Below are 19,176 nucleotides of genomic sequence, written 5' to 3' on the forward strand. Positions count from 1 at the left end.
TTGCGATTGAGAAGCAGTTTCGGCACTCTGGCCTGAGCGGCAACAGAACGAGCCCCTGCCATGGCAACTCATGGCCTGCCCAGCTGGCCCTACACCGAACTGGACGCCGAGGACCTGCCCCGCCCCGAAGGGCTGCTGCTGGAAGGCATGCGGCGATGGAATGCGGCAGCCGGCATCGGACGCCCGGCCCTGTCCAGCCTTGCGCTGCCCTTCATTGCCGAGAATGCCGTGGAGGCCGCGCTGCCTCTGGACCGGCTGATCCGCTGCGGCCAAGGCCGGTTCCGGCTGGCGCCGGTCACCGCCACGCAGACCACGTCGGATGAGGCCGCGCTGCTGCTGGCCCTGGCGCTCGCCCAGCGTGCGCCCCGGCGGGAAGCCCTGGCGGCGCTGCTGCGGATTGTGTCCGCTGCCGAGGCCCAGTCTGGCCTCGGCCACGCTTTACGCATCGGCGGCGTTTTGCGCCGCGCCGGGCTGCTGATGCGCAACCCGCTGCGCTGAAAACGCGGCCTTGGCGCCTCGCCGCGTTTCCCAGGCACTGCCCCATGGCCTGGGGTGCTATCCCCAGGTGATCCGCCCTGGTGTGCCGCAGCCGTCGCAAACTGGCTCCCACTGCCTGTGCACCTTGCCGCAATGCGCGCAGCGCCAGGAAGGTTCCGGCCGCGCCGCAGCGGCGGCACGCAGCCACTTCGCCTCGGCCTCGCGAAACACCGGCCCTTCACCATGCTCGGCCTGTTCCAGCTCAACCAGCAGCAGGTAGGCGCGGCGATCGGCACCTGCCTCGGCCAGCGCCTCCAGCTCTGCGCGCGCACGGCCGGTCAGTCCGGCGGCAAGCGCCACCCGGGCCAGCAGCAGCCGGCTTTCGGGGTGGGTGCGGTTCTCGGCCACCAGCGCTTCGGCCAGCTTCACACGACCCAACGGGTCCTGCTCGTCGGAGAGATAAGCCTCCGCGATGTCGGGATGCGGTGCCGCACGCCAGCCCTGTTCCAGCACGGTTCGCGCCTTGCGAGCCGATCCCGCAGCCCGCAGCCGGGCGGAGTGCGCCACCGCCGCCGGAGCAAAGGCCGGATCGGCCTGAAAGGCCTGCTTCTCGAAATCGGCGGCGCGGGCCGCCTCGGGTTCCTGCCCGGCGGCGGCCATCGCCAGCGGCGCGCGCGGTGTATCAGGGGCGGCCAGGGTCAGCGCCTCGCGCCAGTCCTGGGTGCGCAGTGCCAGCACGGCCCGCTCCTCGCGTAGCCAGGCGGTGCCGGGCCGTGCGGCCTCGGCCTCACGTGCCAGCTTCTGTGCCTCCGGCCAGTCCTGCCGCTGGATCGCCTGACGCAAAAGGCCGCGCAGGCCAATGAAGCGCGAATCCTCGCGCTTGGCCAGGGCCTGGAACGCCTCCGCAGCGGCGCCTTCCTGCCCGGCCATGCGCTCTGCCTCGGCGGTCAGCAGCAGAAGGTGCGGACTGTCCCCCATCAGCTTTCGGGCCCGCAGCACCTCGCCCCGCGCCGCATCCGACGCGCCGGCGGCCAGCGACACCAGCGCACGGGTCAGCGCCGCCTCGCCCTTTTCGCGGTTGCGGGCCTCGCGCCGTGCACGGGCACGGGCCGGCCAGTTTACCAGCGCGCGAAAGCCCACGATCAGCAGGTGGAGCACAAGAAAGCCAACCGCCGCCAGGATCAGCAGCACGGGTAGGGACAGGGAGATGAAGAACTCGCCAACCCTGAACTCGACAATGCCACCCAGCCGCATCAGCCCCCAGGCGATGCCGACAACAAGAAGGCAAAGAAGAAGAAGCTTGATGGCGCGGCGCATCAGCCCTGGTCTCCGTTGCGCAATGCCTCGATCGCCTCGCGCGCCGCGACCAGCCCCTTGGCCTGGTCCAACCATTCCTCCATGGGACCACGGGTTGGCTGCGGCAGGGCCTCCACCCGTCGCACAGCGCCGCGCAGATCACCGGCCTCGAGAGCCCGGCGGGCGGACTCCACCTCGCCACTGACGGCGTCGCCCCACACGACTTCGTCGCCGCGCCGCACCGTCACCAGGTTTCCAAGGCGCTGAGCCGCCGATTCCCAGACACCCTGCCCCGGGGCGGAGGGTTGCGTCTGTGCCAGCGCCGCCCGGGCCGCATCCTCAAAGGACAGGCGCAGCGACGCATCGGTCGGCGGCCGCAGCGCGGCGTAGCGGCGCAAGGCCGCGGGCGGCTCGCCCGGCAGAGAGGACAGGGCGCGGCCAAGCTCGCGGCCGGCTTGCAATGCGCCTTCGGTGGCTGTGGTGGCGATCAACAGCGACAACCGCCGCTCGGCGCTGGTCAGGCGGGTTTCACGCTGCTGGAGGTTCTCGAAGCGCGCATCCAGTTCCCGGTCACGCGCTGCCAGCCGGTCCCGCGCGGCGGCCTCGGATTCGGCGATGCGCTGCCGCATGGCGCTTTCCACCTCGACAAAGCGCGGGCCAAATGCCGCCTCCGCCGCGGCAATGCGCTGCGCAAGCTGCGCCTCGGCGGCGCTGATGCGCTGCGCCAGGCTGCGCTCGGCCTCGGCGATCCGGGTATCGGCGGCGCGCTGAACAGCTTCGCGGTCATTCGCCTGGGCGGCCACTTGCGCCGCCAGGGACTGGATCTGCTGGTTCTGCGTGGCGGTGCCGTCGCGCAGGGTGCCTTCCAGCGCGGCCAGCCGTTCGGCCGACTGGCTCACGGGTCCCTGCAGCGCCTGAAGCTGTCCGGGCAAGGGCTGCAAGGCCTGCTGACGCTGCTCCAGCGCCTCGATCCGGGAAACCTCCACACGGCCGCGATCGGCCAGCGCAAGCCCCAGCGCAGCCAGGGCGACAATGCCGCTGACCACTGCGATGGGCAGCGCCAGACGATCATGACGCTCCGGCTGCCGGGCCGGCGGCGGAGTGGGACGAGATGGCGTGGCACCGCCTTCAGGACGCGGCCTGGGCGGGATGGGCGGGGCGCCACCGCCCGAACCAGTGCCCGAAGCCGGTGCCGCAGCGGGAGTGGCCTGTGACGTGCCCGTGGATGAGCCGCCTGGCGGCGAAGCCGGAGCTTGCAACGAATTCTCCGTTCCCTGAACTGTGTTCTGGGGCTGAACGGGCGGCGGCGGGGGTGTGACAGCGGCCGGACCATCGGCTTTAGTGAGCGGCTCGGCACCGGAAGCGGAGGGCATCTGGGCTTCTGGCCGGTTCCTGCCCGCCTTTCGGCCGTTGCGACCAGGATCAGACTTCGGGCCATCTTTCGGTGTGTCGCTCATCTTCTACTCCTGCCCCTCGCTGTCCGGTCCCGGCGCCGGGCCCAACAGGGCCAGCAACGCCGCGAAGTCGGGCTTCGCCGTAGCACGGATCTCACGCCAAGGCATGCCCGCCAGCACCTTCACGATCCGGCTGGACAAGGCCAACGCCCGGATATCGCGCAAGTTTTCGGCAAGTCCCGCGTCTCGCAGCTGGCGCTGCGCCAGGCTGGCGGAACGGGGCGACAGAAACAAGGCTGCCACCACCTCGCCGCGGCGCAGCGCCTCCTGCGCCGATTCGGGAATGCCACCTGCGGCAACCGCTTCGTAGACCACGCGGCGCCGTACCCGGAAGCCGTGAGTGCGCAGCGCCGTCGCCAACTCGGCGCTGTATCCGCGCCCCACCGCCAGCAGCAACGGCCCGGCCCCAGGGTCCAACCGCAGCGCCGCCAGCACAGCCAGAGAGCTAGCGTCGCCGGCGGCCTCTGTGACATCGGAGAAGCCGGAGCGGCGGGCTTCGGCGGCCGTACCAGGGCCCACGGCCAGCACTTTCATATCCGGCGCCGCCTGCCCCGCCAGGGCGCGGGCCGCGGCGCGGCTGGGCAGGATCATCGCCTGCACCCCGCTCACCGGCTGGGAAAAACAGGACCGCAGCAACAGCGCGGGCGCCAGCACGGGCCGCCAGCCCAGCGCCGCCACAGCGGCAGCGGTTTCCGAGCAGCCAGGCTCCGGCCGGGTGATCAGCACGCCCGGCATCCCATCCCGGCGAGGGCTCAGCCGAAAATATCGGCCGGGCTGTCGGCGCGCAGGCTGTCGCCCAGCTCCATCCCCAACCGCTCCGCATCGGCGGTGTCGCCATGCAGGCTGCGCTTCAGCAGGAAGCTTCCATCGGGCCGCGCCACCAGCCCCGTCAGATGCAGCCTTCCGTCCGGCAGCAGGCGCGCATGGCCACCGATCGGCGTACGGCAGGAGCCGTCCAGCGCCGCCAGCAGCGCCCGCTCTGCGCGGGACACGGCACGCGCTTCACGGTCCTCGATGCCGCCCAGAAGCTCACGCAGCTCACCATCCGCTTCACGTACGGTGATACCGACGATGCCCTGCCCGGCAGCCGGCACCATGGTGTCGGCGTCCAGCACCACGGAGGCATGGTGCTCTAGCCCCAGGCGGCGCAGACCCGCCAAGGCCAGCAGCGTACCGTGGAAGGCGCCGCTCTCCAGCTTGCCGAGGCGCGAGCCGACATTGCCGCGGATCATCTCCACCCGCAGATCCGGGCGGGCATGCAGCAGCTGGGCTTGCCGCCTGAGGCTCGCCGTGCCGATCAGTGCCCCGGCCGGAACGGTGCCATAGGGATCACCTTCCACCAGCTCACCGGCCCCCGGGCCGAGCACCAGCGCATCCCGCGCATCCTCGCGCTTCATGGCGCAGGCCAGCACGATGCCGGGCGGCATCTCGGTTTCCAGATCCTTCAGGCTATGCACGGCGAAATCGATCCGGCCATCCAGCAAGGCCTCGTGGATCTCCTTGGCGAACAGCCCCTTGCCGCCGATATCCGCGAGGCGCTTATCCTGGATGCGGTCGCCCGAGGTGGCGATGACGTGCTCCTCGAAGGCCCGGGCGTTGCGCAGCACCGGGCAGAAATGCAGCACGCGCTCCAGAAAGGTGCGGGTCTGCCAGAGCGCGAGCGGCGAGCCGCGCGTACCGACGCGCAGCGGCAGCGTGCGATGGGCGTGGGCGCGGACCGGCTGAGCCGTGGCGGAGCCGGAGGACATCAGAAGCGGACCGTCGCGGCATTTCCCACCGGGGCAAGCGGCGGGACGGGGTGGGCAAGGGACATGGCGGCGTCATAGAACCACGCCTCGGATACGGAAAGACTGGAACGGATGCAGAGGGCGTTGATCAGGGGACCGGTGCTGGGCCTGGAGGCAAGCTGCGACGAGACCGCGACGGCCCTGCTGGCGCCTGACGGCACGATCCTGGCCGAAGCAGTGCGGAGCCAGCTCGCCGAGCACACGCCCTATGGCGGGGTGGTACCGGAAATCGCGGCACGGGCTCACCTTGCGCATCTTCCGGCCCTGGCGGATCAGGTGATGCGGGAAGCAGGCATCGGCCCTGCAGATCTTGGCGGCATCGCCGCGACAGCCGGACCGGGGCTGATCGGCGGGCTGATCGTCGGTGCCACCTTTGGCAAGGGCATGGCCATCGCGCATAACCTGCCCTTTGTGGCGGTGAACCACCTGGAAGGGCACGCATTGACAGCGCGGCTGCCCGGGCTGGTGGAAGGTGGGGTGGATTTCCCCTATCTGCTGCTGCTGCTGTCCGGCGGGCACTGCCAGTGCGTCGCGGTGGAAGGGCTTGGCCGCTACCGCCGCCTCGGCTCCACCCTGGATGACGCGGTGGGCGAGGCGTTCGACAAATCCGCCAAGCTGATGGGCCTTCCCTGGCCTGGCGGTCCGGCCCTGGAAAAGCTCGCGGCGTCTGGCGATCCTACCCGTTTTCACCTGCCCCGTCCCATGCTGGGCCGACCGGGCTGCGATTTCTCCTTCAGCGGGCTCAAGACCGCCGTGGCGCAGTCCATCCCGAAGCTGGCGACCGACCAGGACCGCGCCGACCTCGCCGCTGCTTTTCAGCGCGTGGTCGCCGCGGTCCTGGCCGACCGGGCACGCAATGCCCTGGGCATGTTACCGGGAGCCACCGCAATGGTGGTGGCCGGCGGCGTCGCGGCCAACCAGTCGGTGCGTGCGGCACTGGCCGCCGAGGCGTCACGGGCGGGGCTGCCGCTGATCGCACCCCCTATCCGCCTCTGCACCGACAATGCGGTGATGATCGCCTGGGCCGGCATCGAGCGGCTGCGCGCCGGCTGGACCGACCCGCTCGACCACGCGCCCCGCCCGCGCTGGCCCCTGGCCGAACTGGCGGCACCCTCCGCGGAACCGGAGCGGGCGGCATGAACTACCGCCACGCCTTTCATGCGGGAAACTTCGCCGATTGCATGAAGCACGCGCTGGTGGTGGCGCTGATCGGACGGCTGGCGGTGAAGAGCACGCCTTTCCGGGTCCTCGACACCCATGCCGGCATCGGCGCCTACGACCTCGATGGCGCCGAAGCGGAGCGCACCGGCGAATGGAAGCGTGGGGTCGGCCGGCTGCTGGACATCACAGATGGCCCCCTGGCGCCCTGGCTCGACCTGGTGCGCCGCGCCGGCTTTCCGCCCCGCTACCCAGGGAGCCCGGCGCTGATCCGCATGATGCTGCGCGCACGGGACCGGCTGATGTTGTGCGAGCTGCATGAGGAGGACAGCGCCACCCTCCGCACCCTGTTCCGCGGTGACCCGCAAACGGCGGTGCACAAGCGGGATGCCTGGGAAGCACTGTCCGCCCTTACCCCCTTCGCCGAGAAACGCGGGTTGGTGCTGGTGGACCCGCCCTTCGAGGTGGAGGGCGAGTTCGAGCGCCTGGCGGAGGCGGTGGCGCTGGTGGCGCATCGCTTCCGTGCCGGCGTGCAGGCTCACTGGTACCCGGTGAAGCACCGCGCGCCCGTGCGTGCCTTCCACACCGCCCTGGCCGGGAGCGGCGTGCGCGACATCCTGGCCTGCGAGCTGTGGCTGCGCGAGCCCACCGATCCGCAGCGGCTGAACGGCTGCGGGCTGGTGGTGGTCAACCCGCCCTGGAAATTCGAGGAGGAGGCACGTGCCATTCTGGCCACCCTGCTGGAGCACCTGGGTGAAGGCGCGCCTGGGCAGGGCTTCGCCATCACGCGTCTGGCCGAGGAATAGAACAATGAACAAGGTCGCGGTGATCGGCGCCGGTGCCTGGGGCACGGCGCTTGCCATCCAGGCCGCGCGGGCGGGGGCCGGACCAGTGGCGCTATGGGCGCGGGACGCCGACCGGGCCGCGGCGATGCAGCAGTCGCGGGAAAACGCCGCGCACCTCCCGGGCCGTTCTTTGCCTGAGGAGATCGAGGTCACCGCCGATGCCGAGCGTGCGCTCGACGGCGCGGGCCTCGCCCTGCTGGTGGTGCCGGCGCAGCACATGGCGGCGGTGCTGGCAGGCTTCCCGTCCCTGCCGCCCACCCTGGTGGCGGCCAAGGGCGTGACGCGGGACGGGCTGCGCCTGCCGCTGGAAACACTGGCCCTGCGACGGCCCGGCCTGCGTTCCGGCATCCTGTCGGGCCCCAACTTCGCCGTCGAGGTCGCCGACGGCCTGCCTGCCGCCGCCGTGATCGCCAGCACCGATGCTGCGCTGCGTGAAGATGCGGCAGCGCGCCTGGCCACCCCGGGGTTCCGGCTCTACGGACAGGACGACCCGGTAGGGGCGCAGGTGGGCGGCGCTGCCAAGAACGTCATCGCCATTGCCGCCGGGGCGGTGATCGGCGCCGGTCTGGGCGAGAATGCCCGCGCGGCGCTGGTGACACGCGGCTTGTCGGAAATGGCTCGGCTTGCGCAGGCGCTGGGGGGGCGGGCCGAGACGGTGAGTGGACTGTCGGGCCTGGGTGACCTGCTGCTGACCTGCACCGGCGCAGGTAGCCGCAACTTCTCGCTGGGCCTGGCGCTGGGTCGCGGGGAGGCGCTGGCCGCCATCCTGGCCGGGCGCAACAGCGTGACGGAAGGCGTCGCTACCGCTCCCGCCCTGCTGGCCCGCGCCGATGCCGCCGGGGTGGACATGCCGATCGCCGCGGCCGTCAGCGCCGTGCTGTCGGGGCAGGCGGACATGGCCGGCGCTATGGGCAACCTGCTGTCGCGGCCGCGCCGCCATGAAGGGATCTAGCGCGTTCCGCATAGGCGACCGGAGCGGAGCAGGCTATGCAGGTCCGGGCGCGGGATGATTGCCGCGTCCGTCACCGACTCCGGAAAGGCCTGGATGGACGGATCGTTCCAACGCCACCGCTGCACGGTGGTCACCCTGTTGTTCCTGTTTGGGATGGTGGTGACGCTGGCCCTTTGGGCGCTGGAAGCGAGGCTGGGCCTGTTGTCGGGCCTCGACCAGATTGCCTATCCCGCGATGGTCGCCTTGTGCGCAACAGGGCCGCTGCTGCTGCACTGGCTGCCTCACCGCCGCGCGGCGATCGAATTGGCGACCTATGGTATTCTGGGCATCTACTTCCTGAGCAAGCTGGCAGCCTCTCTCCTCGCGCCGGGGAATTTCGGCCTCTACCACGCCGCCTCACTGCTGATCTGGCTGCCCTTTCTGTATGTGGTGGCCTTTGTGCTGTTTGAGAGGCGTGTGGCGCTGATTGCGGCGGGCACGCTGTTCGGATCCTCGCTGTTGCCGCCACTGGTGGTCTGGCCGGGTGCCACCCTGCCCCCCGGCGCGGCCATGCTGCTGTTTCATGCCTATGCGGCGCACGGCCTCATTCTTGGCGCCTTGTCGCTGATCACGTTGATCAATGCCCGCTACGAACGCGCCGCGGAGATCGCCCGTGACATGGAGAGTGCGGCCCTGACCGACACCCTGACCGGCCTGCCCAACCGCCGCGGGCTGGAGCGGCTGCTGCGCAGCCTGGCGGGGCGGGGCGGACGCCGGGTCGGGCTGGCGCTGCTCGACCTGGATCACTTCAAGGCGGTGAACGACCGCTTCGGCCATCTGGTGGGCGACGACCTGTTGGCCCTGCTGGCCCGCCGCATGCGACAGGCCCTGCCGGACGGCGCCCGGCTTGGCCGCTGGGGTGGCGAGGAGTTCCTGCTGGTTGTGCTCGACGACGCCACCGGCACCGCTTCCCTCGCCGAAAGCCTGCGTCAGGCTGTGGCCGGGGAGCCGCATCCGGTGGCAGGCTGCGCCACGCTCAGCGCCGGCATCGCCATCTGGTCCACGGGCCGCCCGATCGCGGCCGCGTTGCGGCGGGCCGATGCGGCGTTGTACCGCGCCAAGGCGCAGGGACGCGACCGCGTGGTGACCGATGGCAGTCGAGCCAGCCCACGTGAAGCCGCCTGAAGCCCGGCCCTAGTCGCCCCTGAGCGCGGCACCCGCGGCCAGCGGCGCCAGCGGCAGGGCCGCCACCACCAGCGCGGCCAGCAACAACAGGAACGGCCGCGGCGAAACGGCACCGGCCGCCGCCTCAATGGCTGCCGCGCCGAAGATCACCGCCGGAATGGCCAGTGGCAACACCAGCAGCGGCAGCAGCACCCCGCCCCGCCGCGCGCCCAGTGTCAGCGCCGCCCCTGCCGTGCCCAGCAATGACAGAAACATTGTCGCCAGGCCGAGGGCCAGCATTGCCACCGGCCAGGCTTCGGTTGGCAGGTTCAGCATGGCGCCGGCCACCGGCGTGGCCAGCAGAAGTGGCCCCCCCGTGCAAAGCCAATGCGCCAACGCCTTGGCGCCAGCGATCTCCGTCCGCGACAGGCCCGACAACAGAAGCTGGTCGAGCGACCCGTCCTCGGCCTCGGCGGCGAAGAGCCGCTCCAGGGGCAGCAGCGCCGCCAGCAGGGCGGAAGCCGTCAGGGCGCCCGGCGCCAGCCGTGCCAGCATGTCGGGCGCCGGGCCGACACCAAAAGGAAACAGCGCCGTCACCAGAAGAAAGAACAGCACGGCGGCCAGCGTGTCGGCCGGATGGCGGGCGGCCAGCAGCATCTCCCGGCGCAGCAGGGCCATCATGCGCCATAGCCTTCCAGCCGCAGCTCCCGCACCGCATCGAGCGGCAGCGGCACGTGGGTCGCGGCGACCACCATGCCGCCCTGCGCCCGATGCCGCCGCAGCAGGCCGCCTAGCCGATCAACCGATGCGGCGTCCAGCCCGACCGAGGGCTCGTCCAGCAGCCAGAGGGGACAGGGGGCGAGCACCAGCCGCGCCAGGGCGAGCCGCCGCCGCTGTCCGGCCGAGAGCATGCGCGCGGGTAGCTCGGCGAGCGGTTCCAGACCCAGGGCCTCCAGAGCCTCGCGCGGCGCACCACCCCAGATCCGTGCCCAGAAGGCCAGATTCTCCGCGACGGTCAGCCCTGCTTTCAGCGCATCGGCATGGGCAAGGTAGCGCAGCCGGGCAGCATGGGCAGCGGGGTCGTCGGCAACGTTTTCGCCTTGCCAGAGGATGTCCCCGGCAGCCGGTGTCAGCAATCCTGCAAGCGTGCGCAGCAAAGTCGATTTTCCCGCGCCATTGGTACCAATCAGCACCACCGCCTCGCCCGGCGCGACGCGCAGGCCGAGCCCTGCGAAAACCATCCTTTCGCCGCGCAACACTGCAATATCTCTGGCTTCCAGCAAGGCACACGAACCCCTTCGGCCCGATAGACCGGGCTTGCAGAGCGTGTAATAAGCCTCCCCGTTCGCAGCAAATATTCGAGGGGACCCCGGACCATGCGGATGATCGGGCAGGATAGCCTGAAGGCGCGTCGCTCCCTGGCGGTTGACGGCAAGACCTACCACTACTTCAGCATCCCCGAGGCGGCGAAGAGCATCGGCGATGTGAGCCGCCTGCCCTTCAGCCTGAAGGTTCTGTTGGAGAACGTCCTCCGTCACGAGGACGGCCGCGCCTATTCGGTGAAGGACGCGGAAGCGATCGCCGAATGGGTGAAGGAAGGCAAGAGCGAGAAGGAAGTGCCCTTCCGCCCCGCCCGCATCCTGATGCAGGATTTCACCGGCGTCCCTGCCGTGGTGGACTTGGCCGCGATGCGCGACGGCATCACCAAGCTGGGCGGCGACCCGCGCCGCGTGAACCCGCTGGTGCCCGTCGACCTCGTCATCGACCATTCTGTCATGGTCGATGTCTCGGCGACGGCGAGCGCTTTGCAGACCAACGTCGACATCGAGTTCGAGCGCAACGGCGAGCGCTACGAGTTCCTGCGCTGGGGCCAGGAGGCGTTCAACAACTTCCGCGTCGTCCCCCCCGGCACCGGCATCTGCCACCAGGTGAACCTGGAATACCTGGCGCAGGGCGTCTGGACCGCCACCGACGCCGGCGAAACCTTCGCCTACCCTGACAGCTGCTACGGCACCGACAGCCACACCACCATGGTGAACGGCCTCGGCGTGCTGGGCTGGGGCGTGGGCGGCATCGAGGCGGAGGCGGCCATGCTCGGCCAGCCGATCGCCATGCTGATCCCCGACGTCATCGGCTTCAAGCTGCATGGCCGCCTGCGCGAGGGCGTCACCGCCACCGATCTGGTGCTGACGGTGACCCAGATGCTCCGCAAGAAGGGTGTGGTGGGCAAGTTCGTCGAGTTCTACGGCCCCGGCCTCGCCGACATGGCACTGGCCGACCGCGCGACCATCGGCAACATGGCCCCCGAGTACGGAGCGACCTGCGGCATCTTCCCGGTCGATGAGGTGACGCTGGACTACCTGCGCCTGTCCGGCCGCGACGAGCACCGCATCAACCTGGTGCGCGAATACTACAAGGCCCAGGGCATGTTCCGCGAGGAAGGCCAGCCCGACCCTGTGTTCACCGACACGCTGGAGCTGGACATGGCGACGGTGGTGCCGTCCATGGCCGGCCCGAAGCGCCCGCAGGACCGCGTCTCGCTCGACAATGCCGCCCCCGCCTTCGCCAAGGAGCTGGCTTCCGGCAACCTCGGCGTGCCCGGCGACAAGGCCGATCTGCGCGTGCCCGTGACCGGCTCGAACTTCGATCTGGGCCATGGCGACGTGGTGATCGCTGCCATCACCTCCTGCACCAACACCTCGAACCCCTACGTGCTGGTGGCCGCGGGCCTGGTGGCGAAGAAGGCCAACGCGCTGGGCCTGAAGCCGAAGCCCTGGGTCAAGACCTCCCTGGCGCCCGGTTCCCAGGTGGTGACCGACTACCTGAACAAGGCGGACCTGACGCAGCACCTCGACGCGCTGGGCTTCCAGACGGTCGGCTATGGCTGCACCACCTGCATCGGCAATTCCGGCCCGCTGCCCGACCCGATCGTCGACGCGATCGAGGACAACAAGCTGGTTGCCGTCTCGGTGCTGTCGGGCAACCGCAACTTCGAGGGCCGCGTGCACCAGAACGTGCGCGCCAACTACCTGGCCTCCCCGCCGCTGGTGGTGCTCTACGCCCTGGCCGGGTCGATCAACCTCGACGTCACCAAGGAAGCCATCGGCACCGGCTCGAACGGCCAGCCGGTCTACCTGAAGGACATCTGGCCGACCCAGAAGGAGGTCAACGACACCGTGGCCGCCGTGGTCACGCGCGAGATGTTCCAGAGCCGCTACTCCGACGTCTTCAAGGGCCCGGAGCAGTGGCAGGCGATCCGCGTCGATGCCGGGTCCGACACCTATCGTTGGAACTCGGGCTCCACCTACGTCCAGAACCCGCCCTATTTCGAGGGCATGGACGCCGAGCCGCGGCCCATCGCCTCGGTCCAGGGCGCCCGTGTGCTGGCCAAGCTCGGTGACTCGATCACCACCGACCACATCTCTCCGGCCGGCAACATCAAGAAGGTTTCCCCGGCCGGCGAGTACCTGGGCGAGCATCAGGTGCGGCAGGCGGACTTCAACAGCTACGGCGCCCGCCGCGGCAACCACCAGGTCATGATGCGCGGCACCTTCGCCAACATCCGCATCAAGAACGAGATGGTGCCAGGCATCGAGGGCGGCATCACCAAGCATCAGCCTTCGGGCGACGTGATGCCGATCTACGACGCGGCCATGCGCTACAAGGCCGAGGGCACCCCGCTGGTGATCTTCGGCGGCAAGGAGTACGGCACCGGCTCGTCCCGTGACTGGGCGGCCAAGGGCACCTTCCTGCTGGGCGTGAAGGCGGTCATCACCGAGAGCTTCGAGCGCATCCACCGCTCGAACCTGGTGGGCATGGGCGTGCTGCCGCTGGTGTTCAAGCCGGGCGAGAACCGCGAGACCCTGCAGCTGACGGGCGAGGAAACCATCGACATCCTCGGCCTCGAGGAACTGAAGCCGCGGATGATCCTGAAGCTCGTCATCCATCGCCCGGATGGCAGCACCACGGAAACCGAGGTGCAGTGCCGCGTCGATACGGCCGACGAGGTCGAGTACTACAAGAACGGCGGCATCCTGCACTACGTGCTGCGCAACATGGCGAAGGCCGCCTGATCCTTCAGGGCCGGGGAAGCTTTCCCCGGCCGTCGGGCATCAATCAGCCTCAGCAGCAAAAAGGCCGGCGCTTCCGCCGGCCTTTTTCATTGCAGGATCGTCTCGACGCGGTCGGACCCTCCTACCCATGCGAAGGCACAGGCGAGGCTCCCGGGCCGCTGCCGGCCAGCTCAATCGTTGGGGCGCTTCAGACGGATCGGCCCGAACAGGGGCGCGTTCCAAGGCAGTTCCAGAAGGCCACGGAGCAGGTTGCGGGGATTGATGGGCTGCGGATGCATGTTCCAGGACATGACACCGGTCTCCTTTCATCGTTGATGGACATAGGATCCGCTCCATCGATGAAGAAGTCCTGAACGCCAGCAAAATAATGTGTCACGCGCAGCACGACACCAGCGGGAACCTTTGCTCTGGCGGCCCGAACGCCTTCCTGGGTCGTAGCCGCACCCTGACCGAGGCCGGCCCTTCTCCCGCAGCTTGACGGTTCGACGCGCCGCATCCATCCGCCTCGACCGGGCGTTGCTGCTCCTGGACCCACGTTGAAAGGATGGACCGCGCGCATGATCCCGTCCCGCCGTATCGACCACATCTCCGACCTGCATTACGGGCGCGTGGACGAGGCCGCGGCGACAGCGTTGCTGGCCACCCTGAACGAGGATCCTGCCGATGTGGTGGTGGTCAGCGGCGACCTGACCATGCGGGCGCGGGCCCGCGAGTATCGTGCTGCGCGGCGATTTCTGGATGCGCTGAAGGCTCCCGTCGTGGTGGTGCCGGGCAATCACGACATCACCAACTACTGGCCATGGGAGCGCTTCCTTGATCCCTTCGGCCGCTGGCGGCGCTTCATCGGCGGCAAGACCGAGCCGGTGTGGCGGGACGGGCACCTGGCAGTGATCGGCCTGAACACCGTGGTCCGCGGCGGCTGGCACTTCTCCTGGGAAGAAGGCCGGGTCAAGAAGGGCCGGCTCAAGCGGCTGCTCGAACGGCTGGAGGATCTTCCGCCAGGGTTGTTCCGCATCGTCGTCGCGCACCATCCGTTTCTGGCGCCGGAGGACGAGCCGGACACTCCGCTGGCCGCCCGTGCCGCCCCGGCGCTGGAACTGCTGCAGAAGGCAGGGGTGCGGCTGATCCTGTCCGGGCACCTGCACCGCGGCTATGTGCGGCTGCATCGTGGCGCGCCGGCCTCCGGCGGGCACCCGGACGAGTTGCTGGTGGTGCAGGCGGGCTCCGCCATTTCCACCCGGCTCCGGGGGGAGCCCAACGCCTACAACCGCATCTGTGTGCACGGCCACGATGTGCGGATCGAGCCCCGTCGCTGGGATGGCGAGCGATGGCGTGATGCCGGCACGCCGTCCTGGCCGCTCGCCGGCGCCATTCCTGTCGGGCCTGCCCCGCAGGAGCTGGCGCGGAGCGAGGCCGCCCAGGCCTGATCACCGCCCACGCGGCTCCGCGCGGCGCAGGGTGGCCGCCAAGGGCAACGCCAGGGCACAAGGCACGGCCATGGCGGTGAAGACGCCGCTGCCCCATGCGGCATAGAGCGGCCCCGACAGCCAGGTCATCGCCCCCATCAGCAGTCCTACCCCCAGCGCGGCGTGCAGGCTCTGCGCCGTACCGGCCAGATGGGGCGGCACCAGGCGCTGGATCAGGTGCATGGCCGCAAGGTGCTGCGCGCCGAAGCTCAGCGCATGCAGGGTCTGCAGCAGCACCAAGGCAGGCAGCCAGTCGGTGAAGCCCATGCCCAGCCAGCGCACGATCCCAGCTGAGGCCGCCAATCCGGCCATGCCGGCCGGGCCCAGACGGCGGATCACGGGTTGCCCGAACAGGAACAGCGCGATCTCCCCTACCACTCCGAGGCCCCAGAGCAGGCCGATCGTGGCCGGAGCATGGCCCACCGCGCCCCAATGGATGCTGCTGAAGGCGTAATAGGCGGCGTGGCTGCTCTGGATCAGCCCGGACAGCAGCAGCAGCCGGGCAAAGCCGGGAAGGCGCAGCGCCGCGAGCACGCCGCCCCGTACGCCACGCCGCGCCGCCCTGTCCGGAGCCCTGGGCAGCACAAGAATCGAGAGCAGCGCCGCACCCAGTGCCACCGCCACCAGCCAGGGCAGGATGCCGAGGCCGAAGCGGCCTGCCAGCCAGCCGGTTACCACGGCCATGGCCATGTAGAGGATGGACCCGGCCGCGCGAACCGGTCCGTAATCGAAGCCGCCACGCCGGGCAGCTGCCAGGGACAGCGCGTCGGCCAGGGGCGTAAGCGGCGCCATGGCGATGTTCAGAGCCATTTGCGCCACCACGAAGCCCGCCAGGCCCGCCGCCCATCCGAACCCCAGCGCCGCCAGCACCGCCGTCCCCGCCAGCAACGCCATCAGCAGCCGTGGATCGCCGAGCGCATCGGCCAGCCGCCCGCCCGCCGGCCCGGCCAGCAATCGAACTGCCGCCCCCAGGGCCAGCACCAGCGACACCTGCTCGGCATTCAGGCCCCGCAGCGCCAGGTAAGCTGGCAGAAAGGGCTGCACCACGCCGATGGCGGCAAACACCGCGCCGATCAGCGCCATGTGGCGCAGGCGCTGAAAGGGTGGGGCGGCGGAGTCGGGGGGCATGATCTCGGGGCAGATTGCACCGGGCGTAGCGCCGCCGCCAGGGCCGGGCACGGCCCTGGACACAGAGGAGAAATGGCCGCACCCGTTGCATGTGCGGCCGCGAAGCGCCACACAAGGCAGGCGATGCGCGATACCGCCCTGTCTGCCGACGCCGGTTCCCTGTCTTCCTCCGCGATGTTTCCGGCCAGGGTGAAAGCCGTCCTCGGCCCGACCAACACCGGCAAGACCCACCTGGCGATCACCCGGATGCTGGCCCATGCCTCCGGCATCATCGGTTTTCCCCTGCGGCTGCTGGCGCGGGAGAATTACGACCGCATGGTGGCGGTAAAGGGGGAGCGCCATGTCGCGCTAATCACGGGGGAGGAAAAGATCGTCCCGCCGGGCGCCAAGTGGTTCGCCTGCACGGTGGAGGCGATGCCGCTGGACCGCAGGGTGGAGTTCGTGGCGGTGGACGAGATCCAGCTCTGCGCCGACCCGGATCGCGGCCATGTCTTCACCGACCGGCTGCTGAACGCCCGGGGTCTGGTGGAAACGATGTTTCTCGGCGCCGAGACCATCCGCCCGCTGCTGCAGCGGCTGATCCCGCAGGCCGAGGTCGAAACGCGGCCGCGCCTGTCGCAGCTTTCCTATGCTGGCCCCGCCAAGCTCACCCGGCTGCCGCCACGCTCGGCCGTGGTCGCTTTCTCGGCCGGAGAGGTTTACGCCATCGCAGAGGCCATCCGCCGCCGACGTGGCGGCTGCGCGGTGGTGATGGGCCGCCTGTCGCCCCGCACACGCAATGCCCAGGTGGCGTTGTACCAGAACCGCGAGGTGGATTTCCTGGTGGCGACCGACGCTATCGGCATGGGGCTGAACATGGATGTGGACCATGTGGCCTTTGCCTCCTTGCAGAAATTCGACGGCCACCGCCCCCGCCCGCTGGCGGCGCAGGAGGCGGCCCAGATCGCCGGGCGGGCTGGCCGCGGCATGCGGGATGGCACCTTCGGCTCCACCGCCGAATGCCCTCCCTTGCCGGCCGAGATGGTGGACAAGATCGAAGGCCACCAGTTCGAGACCCTGACGACCCTGGCCTGGCGTAACTCCCACCTGGATTTCACTGGTCCCGACGCGCTGCTCGACAGCCTGGCCGCGCCGCCGCCAGTGCCCGGACTGGCGCGAGGGCACGACGCGACGGACCACATCACCCTCTCCCACCTGGCGCGGGAGCAGGAGGTGCGGAAGCTGGCCAACAGCCGATCCCGTACCCGCCTGCTGTGGGAAACCTGCCAGGTGCCGGATTTCCGCAAGCTGGCCGATGACAGCCACACCCGCCTTTGCGGTCGCATCTTCACTCACCTGATCAAGGACGGGCATCTGCCCGGCGACTGGGTCGGCCAGCAGATCGGCCTGTGCGCCCGGATCGAGGGCGACATCGACACGCTGATGACGCGGCTCTCGGCCATCCGTGTCTGGGCCTTCATCGCTGCCCGCGCTGACTGGCTGCGCGATGCCGCCCGCTACCAGAACGAAGCCCGCGCCGCCGAGGACATGGTGAGCGATGCGCTGCACGAGCGGCTGACCGCCCGCTTCGTGGACCGGCGCGCCGCCCACCTGATCCGCCGGCTCGATGACAGTGCCGAGGAACTGCTTTCCGCCGTGACCCGGCAGGGAGAGGTCGTGGTGGAAGGCCATGGAGTTGGCCATGTCACCGGTTTCATGTTTGAACCCGATGCCGCTGCGGGTAATGAGGAAGAGCGCAAACTCGTCCTGCGTGCTGCCCGCCGTGCCTTGCAAAGTGAGATGCCAAAGCGCGTGACTGATCTGGAAACGGCGTCCGACGACGCCTTCGCCCTGACGCCCAACCACCGCATCACCTGGAATGGTGACGAGGTCGCACGACTGCGACCCGGCCCCACCCCGGACAAGCCGCTGATCGAGGTGCTGCAATCCGAGTTCCTCGACGGGGCGCAGCGTGAGCGCATCCGGGAGAAGCTGGCCACTTGGCTCGAGGCCATGGTGAAGCGCGACTTGGCCGCGCTCGACGCCGTGGAGGCCAAGGCCGCCGAGGACAACACGCTGCGCGGCCCTGCTTTCCGCCTGCGCGAGTATCTGGGGCTGATGCCCGGCGGGACCGAGGCGGAGGTCAATCCCGAGCTGCGGCAGAAGCTCAAGGGCATCGGTATCCGCGCCGGCCGCTTCGCGCTCTACCTGCCGGAGATGCTGAAGCCCAAGCCGATGGTGCTGCGTGCGCAGCTCTGGGCGCTCAAGGCCGAATGCGATGTGCCGGTGGTCCCAGGCGGCGGACTGGTTTCCGTGCCGCCGCCGGAAGGCTGGCCGGAGGGCTTTGCCGAAACCATGGGCTGGGTGCCTGCGGGTCCGGTGCTGCTGCGCCTCGATGTCGCCGAGCGGGTGGCCGGGGAGCTGGGCCACCTCACCCGCCGCGCCCCCGCCATGCTGCCGCCGGACGTAGCCAGCCGCCTCGGCGTCAAGGCCGATATCCTGCCGGAAGTGTTGCAGAGCCTGGGCTTCCGCCTGATGCCGGCCGAGCCACTGGCCGAGGACGCCTTTGGGCCGCCTGGACCGGCCATGGTGTCGGCCCGGCGGGAAGATCGCGGCGCTCGCTTCCGCCGCGGGGGCCGTCCCGACCAACGCCAAGGCGCCCGGCCCGGATCCGCGGAGCGCGGCCCGCGCCAGGGTCGCCAGGATCGTGGGCCGAACCGCGACGCTTCCCCTGTGGAGGGCCAGGAGGCACAGGGCGACGCCGCCGCCATCCCCCAGCCGGAAGGTGCCGAGGCCCCGCGTCAGGATCGCGGACGACCACGCTTCCAGGGCAAGGGTGGGCCGCGCCCTCCCCGTGGTGAGGGCGAAGGGGGCCCCCGGTTCCAGAACAAGGGCGGGCCCCGTCCACCGCGGGGCGACCGCCGCCCGCCGCGCGAGGACCGTTCCGAGCCTCGCTCCTACAGCTTCACCGGGTCGAAGGACAAAGGACCGGACCCCGACAGCCCCTTCGCGGTGCTGGCGCGCCTCAAGCTCGACAAGGGCTGATGCGCGCACACCGCGCCTGACCCATGGTTGAAGCCGAAGACCGGGACTGGCAGCGACTGGACAAGTGGCTCTGGTGCGCGCGGGTGGCCAAGACCCGCGCCGAGTGCAGCAGGCTGGTGGAGCGTGGTGCTCTGCGGCTGAACCGCCAGCCGGTGGACAAGCCGCATGCCAAGCTGCGGGTAGGCGATGTGATCACTTTGGCGCTTGGCGGGTCGGAGCGGGGGATCGTCAAGGTCTGGCGCGTTCAAGCCTTGGCCGAGCGGCGGGGCCCTGCCCCGGAAGCGCGGACCCTCTACGAGGACCTGACCCCGCAAGGGTCGTGAATCGCTCCGTGGTGCCATGCCCCCGCGGCGCACAATCGCGGTTGCGTCAT

At 70.1% G+C, this 19,176-nt stretch carries 16 protein-coding genes; 9 read left to right on the top strand and 7 right to left on the bottom strand.

The genetic code is table 11. From position 1 onward, the window contains the following. Nucleotides 1-60 precede the first annotated feature (60 nt). Complete coding sequence (locus ACFOD4_RS15725) at nucleotides 61-498, top strand: hypothetical protein (protein ID WP_379597894.1); 438 nt, start codon at nucleotides 61-63, stop codon at nucleotides 496-498. Between the two features lie 57 nt (nucleotides 499-555). Here the strand turns inward: ACFOD4_RS15725 and ACFOD4_RS15730 are convergent, their stop codons facing one another. The 4 genes from ACFOD4_RS15730 to hemC form a co-directional block, all read right to left on the bottom strand. Beyond that, nucleotides 556-1,794, bottom strand: coding sequence for a heme biosynthesis HemY N-terminal domain-containing protein (locus ACFOD4_RS15730; protein ID WP_379597895.1), 1,239 nt, complete (start codon nucleotides 1,792-1,794; stop codon nucleotides 556-558). Then, complete coding sequence (locus ACFOD4_RS15735) at nucleotides 1,794-3,032, bottom strand: COG4223 family protein (RefSeq protein WP_379597896.1); 1,239 nt, start codon at nucleotides 3,030-3,032, stop codon at nucleotides 1,794-1,796. The genes ACFOD4_RS15730 and ACFOD4_RS15735 overlap by 1 nt, the downstream gene beginning before the upstream one ends. A 201-nt stretch (nucleotides 3,033-3,233) precedes the next feature. After that, on the bottom strand, nucleotides 3,234-3,953 hold the full coding sequence (locus ACFOD4_RS15740) for a uroporphyrinogen-III synthase (RefSeq protein WP_379597898.1): 720 nt from the start codon (nucleotides 3,951-3,953) through the stop codon (nucleotides 3,234-3,236). A gap of 26 nt (nucleotides 3,954-3,979) precedes the next feature. Next, on the bottom strand, nucleotides 3,980-4,975 hold the full coding sequence (hemC, locus tag ACFOD4_RS15745) for a hydroxymethylbilane synthase (RefSeq protein WP_379597899.1): 996 nt from the start codon (nucleotides 4,973-4,975) through the stop codon (nucleotides 3,980-3,982). Nucleotides 4,976-5,086: 111 nt separating this feature from the next. Here hemC and tsaD point away from each other — a divergent pair, with 111 nt between their 5' ends. From tsaD to ACFOD4_RS15765, 4 genes are all read left to right on the top strand, one after another. Further along, nucleotides 5,087-6,154, top strand: a complete 1,068-nt coding sequence (gene tsaD / locus ACFOD4_RS15750) for a tRNA (adenosine(37)-N6)-threonylcarbamoyltransferase complex transferase subunit TsaD (RefSeq protein ID WP_379597900.1) — start codon at nucleotides 5,087-5,089, stop codon at nucleotides 6,152-6,154. Further along, nucleotides 6,151-6,978 carry a 23S rRNA (adenine(2030)-N(6))-methyltransferase RlmJ gene (locus ACFOD4_RS15755; protein ID WP_379597902.1) on the top strand — a complete coding sequence of 276 codons (828 nt, stop codon included), beginning with the start codon at nucleotides 6,151-6,153 and terminating at the stop codon, nucleotides 6,976-6,978. The genes tsaD and ACFOD4_RS15755 overlap by 4 nt, the downstream gene beginning before the upstream one ends. 4 nt (nucleotides 6,979-6,982) lie before the next feature. Further along, complete coding sequence (locus ACFOD4_RS15760; RefSeq protein ID WP_379597903.1) at nucleotides 6,983-7,969, top strand: NAD(P)H-dependent glycerol-3-phosphate dehydrogenase; 987 nt, start codon at nucleotides 6,983-6,985, stop codon at nucleotides 7,967-7,969. Between the two features lie 93 nt (nucleotides 7,970-8,062). Continuing rightward, the gene (locus tag ACFOD4_RS15765) at nucleotides 8,063-9,133 is read left to right on the top strand and encodes a GGDEF domain-containing protein (protein ID WP_379597905.1); all 1,071 of its coding nucleotides are present in this window, start codon (nucleotides 8,063-8,065) and stop codon (nucleotides 9,131-9,133) included. Between the two features lie 9 nt (nucleotides 9,134-9,142). Here the strand turns inward: ACFOD4_RS15765 and ccmB are convergent, their stop codons facing one another. Both ccmB and ccmA read right to left on the bottom strand, forming a co-directional pair. After that, complete coding sequence (gene ccmB / locus ACFOD4_RS15770) at nucleotides 9,143-9,793, bottom strand: heme exporter protein CcmB (protein ID WP_379597907.1); 651 nt, start codon at nucleotides 9,791-9,793, stop codon at nucleotides 9,143-9,145. Further along, the gene (ccmA, locus tag ACFOD4_RS15775; protein WP_379597908.1) at nucleotides 9,790-10,395 is read right to left on the bottom strand and encodes a heme ABC exporter ATP-binding protein CcmA; all 606 of its coding nucleotides are present in this window, start codon (nucleotides 10,393-10,395) and stop codon (nucleotides 9,790-9,792) included. The genes ccmB and ccmA overlap by 4 nt, the downstream gene beginning before the upstream one ends. A gap of 93 nt (nucleotides 10,396-10,488) precedes the next feature. Between ccmA and acnA the strand changes: the two genes are divergently transcribed. Beyond that, on the top strand, nucleotides 10,489-13,185 hold the full coding sequence (acnA, locus tag ACFOD4_RS15780; RefSeq protein ID WP_379597910.1) for an aconitate hydratase AcnA: 2,697 nt from the start codon (nucleotides 10,489-10,491) through the stop codon (nucleotides 13,183-13,185). 557 nt (nucleotides 13,186-13,742) lie between these two features. After that, entirely contained in the window at nucleotides 13,743-14,612 is an 870-nt protein-coding gene (locus ACFOD4_RS15785) for a metallophosphoesterase family protein (RefSeq protein ID WP_379597911.1), read from the top strand. On the opposite strand, the gene ACFOD4_RS15790 is transcribed toward ACFOD4_RS15785, so the two are convergent. Next, nucleotides 14,613-15,779, bottom strand: coding sequence for an MFS transporter (locus tag ACFOD4_RS15790; protein WP_379597913.1), 1,167 nt, complete (start codon nucleotides 15,777-15,779; stop codon nucleotides 14,613-14,615). Between the two features lie 174 nt (nucleotides 15,780-15,953). Here ACFOD4_RS15790 and ACFOD4_RS15795 point away from each other — a divergent pair, with 174 nt between their 5' ends. Both ACFOD4_RS15795 and ACFOD4_RS15800 read left to right on the top strand, forming a co-directional pair. After that, a complete protein-coding gene (locus ACFOD4_RS15795; protein WP_456316907.1) occupies nucleotides 15,954-18,803 on the top strand; it encodes a helicase-related protein in 2,850 nt (949 codons plus the stop codon). Nucleotides 18,804-18,826: 23 nt separating this feature from the next. Continuing rightward, on the top strand, nucleotides 18,827-19,126 hold the full coding sequence (locus ACFOD4_RS15800; protein WP_379597916.1) for an RNA-binding S4 domain-containing protein: 300 nt from the start codon (nucleotides 18,827-18,829) through the stop codon (nucleotides 19,124-19,126). The last annotated feature ends 50 nt before the right edge of the window (nucleotides 19,127-19,176 follow it).

Source organism: Teichococcus globiformis (assembly GCF_042646265.1).
GTDB classification, from domain to species: Bacteria; Pseudomonadota; Alphaproteobacteria; order Acetobacterales; family Acetobacteraceae; genus Pseudoroseomonas; species Pseudoroseomonas globiformis.

Bases quoted from the DNA above. Each gene is read 5' to 3' on its own strand.
- ACFOD4_RS15725 (WP_379597894.1), top strand. From the start codon at position 61: ATGGCAACTCATGGCCTGCCCAGCTGGCCCTACACCGAACTGGACGCC.
- ACFOD4_RS15730 (WP_379597895.1), bottom strand. From the start codon at position 1,794: ATGCGCCGCGCCATCAAGCTTCTTCTTCTTTGCCTTCTTGTTGTCGGC.
- hemC (WP_379597899.1), bottom strand. From the start codon at position 4,975: ATGTCCTCCGGCTCCGCCACGGCTCAGCCGGTCCGCGCCCACGCCCAT.
- tsaD (WP_379597900.1), top strand. From the start codon at position 5,087: ATGCAGAGGGCGTTGATCAGGGGACCGGTGCTGGGCCTGGAGGCAAGC.
- ACFOD4_RS15755 (WP_379597902.1), top strand. From the start codon at position 6,151: ATGAACTACCGCCACGCCTTTCATGCGGGAAACTTCGCCGATTGCATG.
- ACFOD4_RS15760 (WP_379597903.1), top strand. From the start codon at position 6,983: ATGAACAAGGTCGCGGTGATCGGCGCCGGTGCCTGGGGCACGGCGCTT.
- ACFOD4_RS15765 (WP_379597905.1), top strand. From the start codon at position 8,063: ATGGACGGATCGTTCCAACGCCACCGCTGCACGGTGGTCACCCTGTTG.
- ccmB (WP_379597907.1), bottom strand. From the start codon at position 9,793: ATGATGGCCCTGCTGCGCCGGGAGATGCTGCTGGCCGCCCGCCATCCG.
- acnA (WP_379597910.1), top strand. From the start codon at position 10,489: ATGCGGATGATCGGGCAGGATAGCCTGAAGGCGCGTCGCTCCCTGGCG.
- ACFOD4_RS15785 (WP_379597911.1), top strand. From the start codon at position 13,743: ATGATCCCGTCCCGCCGTATCGACCACATCTCCGACCTGCATTACGGG.
- ACFOD4_RS15790 (WP_379597913.1), bottom strand. From the start codon at position 15,779: ATGCCCCCCGACTCCGCCGCCCCACCCTTTCAGCGCCTGCGCCACATG.
- ACFOD4_RS15795 (WP_456316907.1), top strand. From the start codon at position 15,954: ATGTTTCCGGCCAGGGTGAAAGCCGTCCTCGGCCCGACCAACACCGGC.
- ACFOD4_RS15800 (WP_379597916.1), top strand. From the start codon at position 18,827: ATGGTTGAAGCCGAAGACCGGGACTGGCAGCGACTGGACAAGTGGCTC.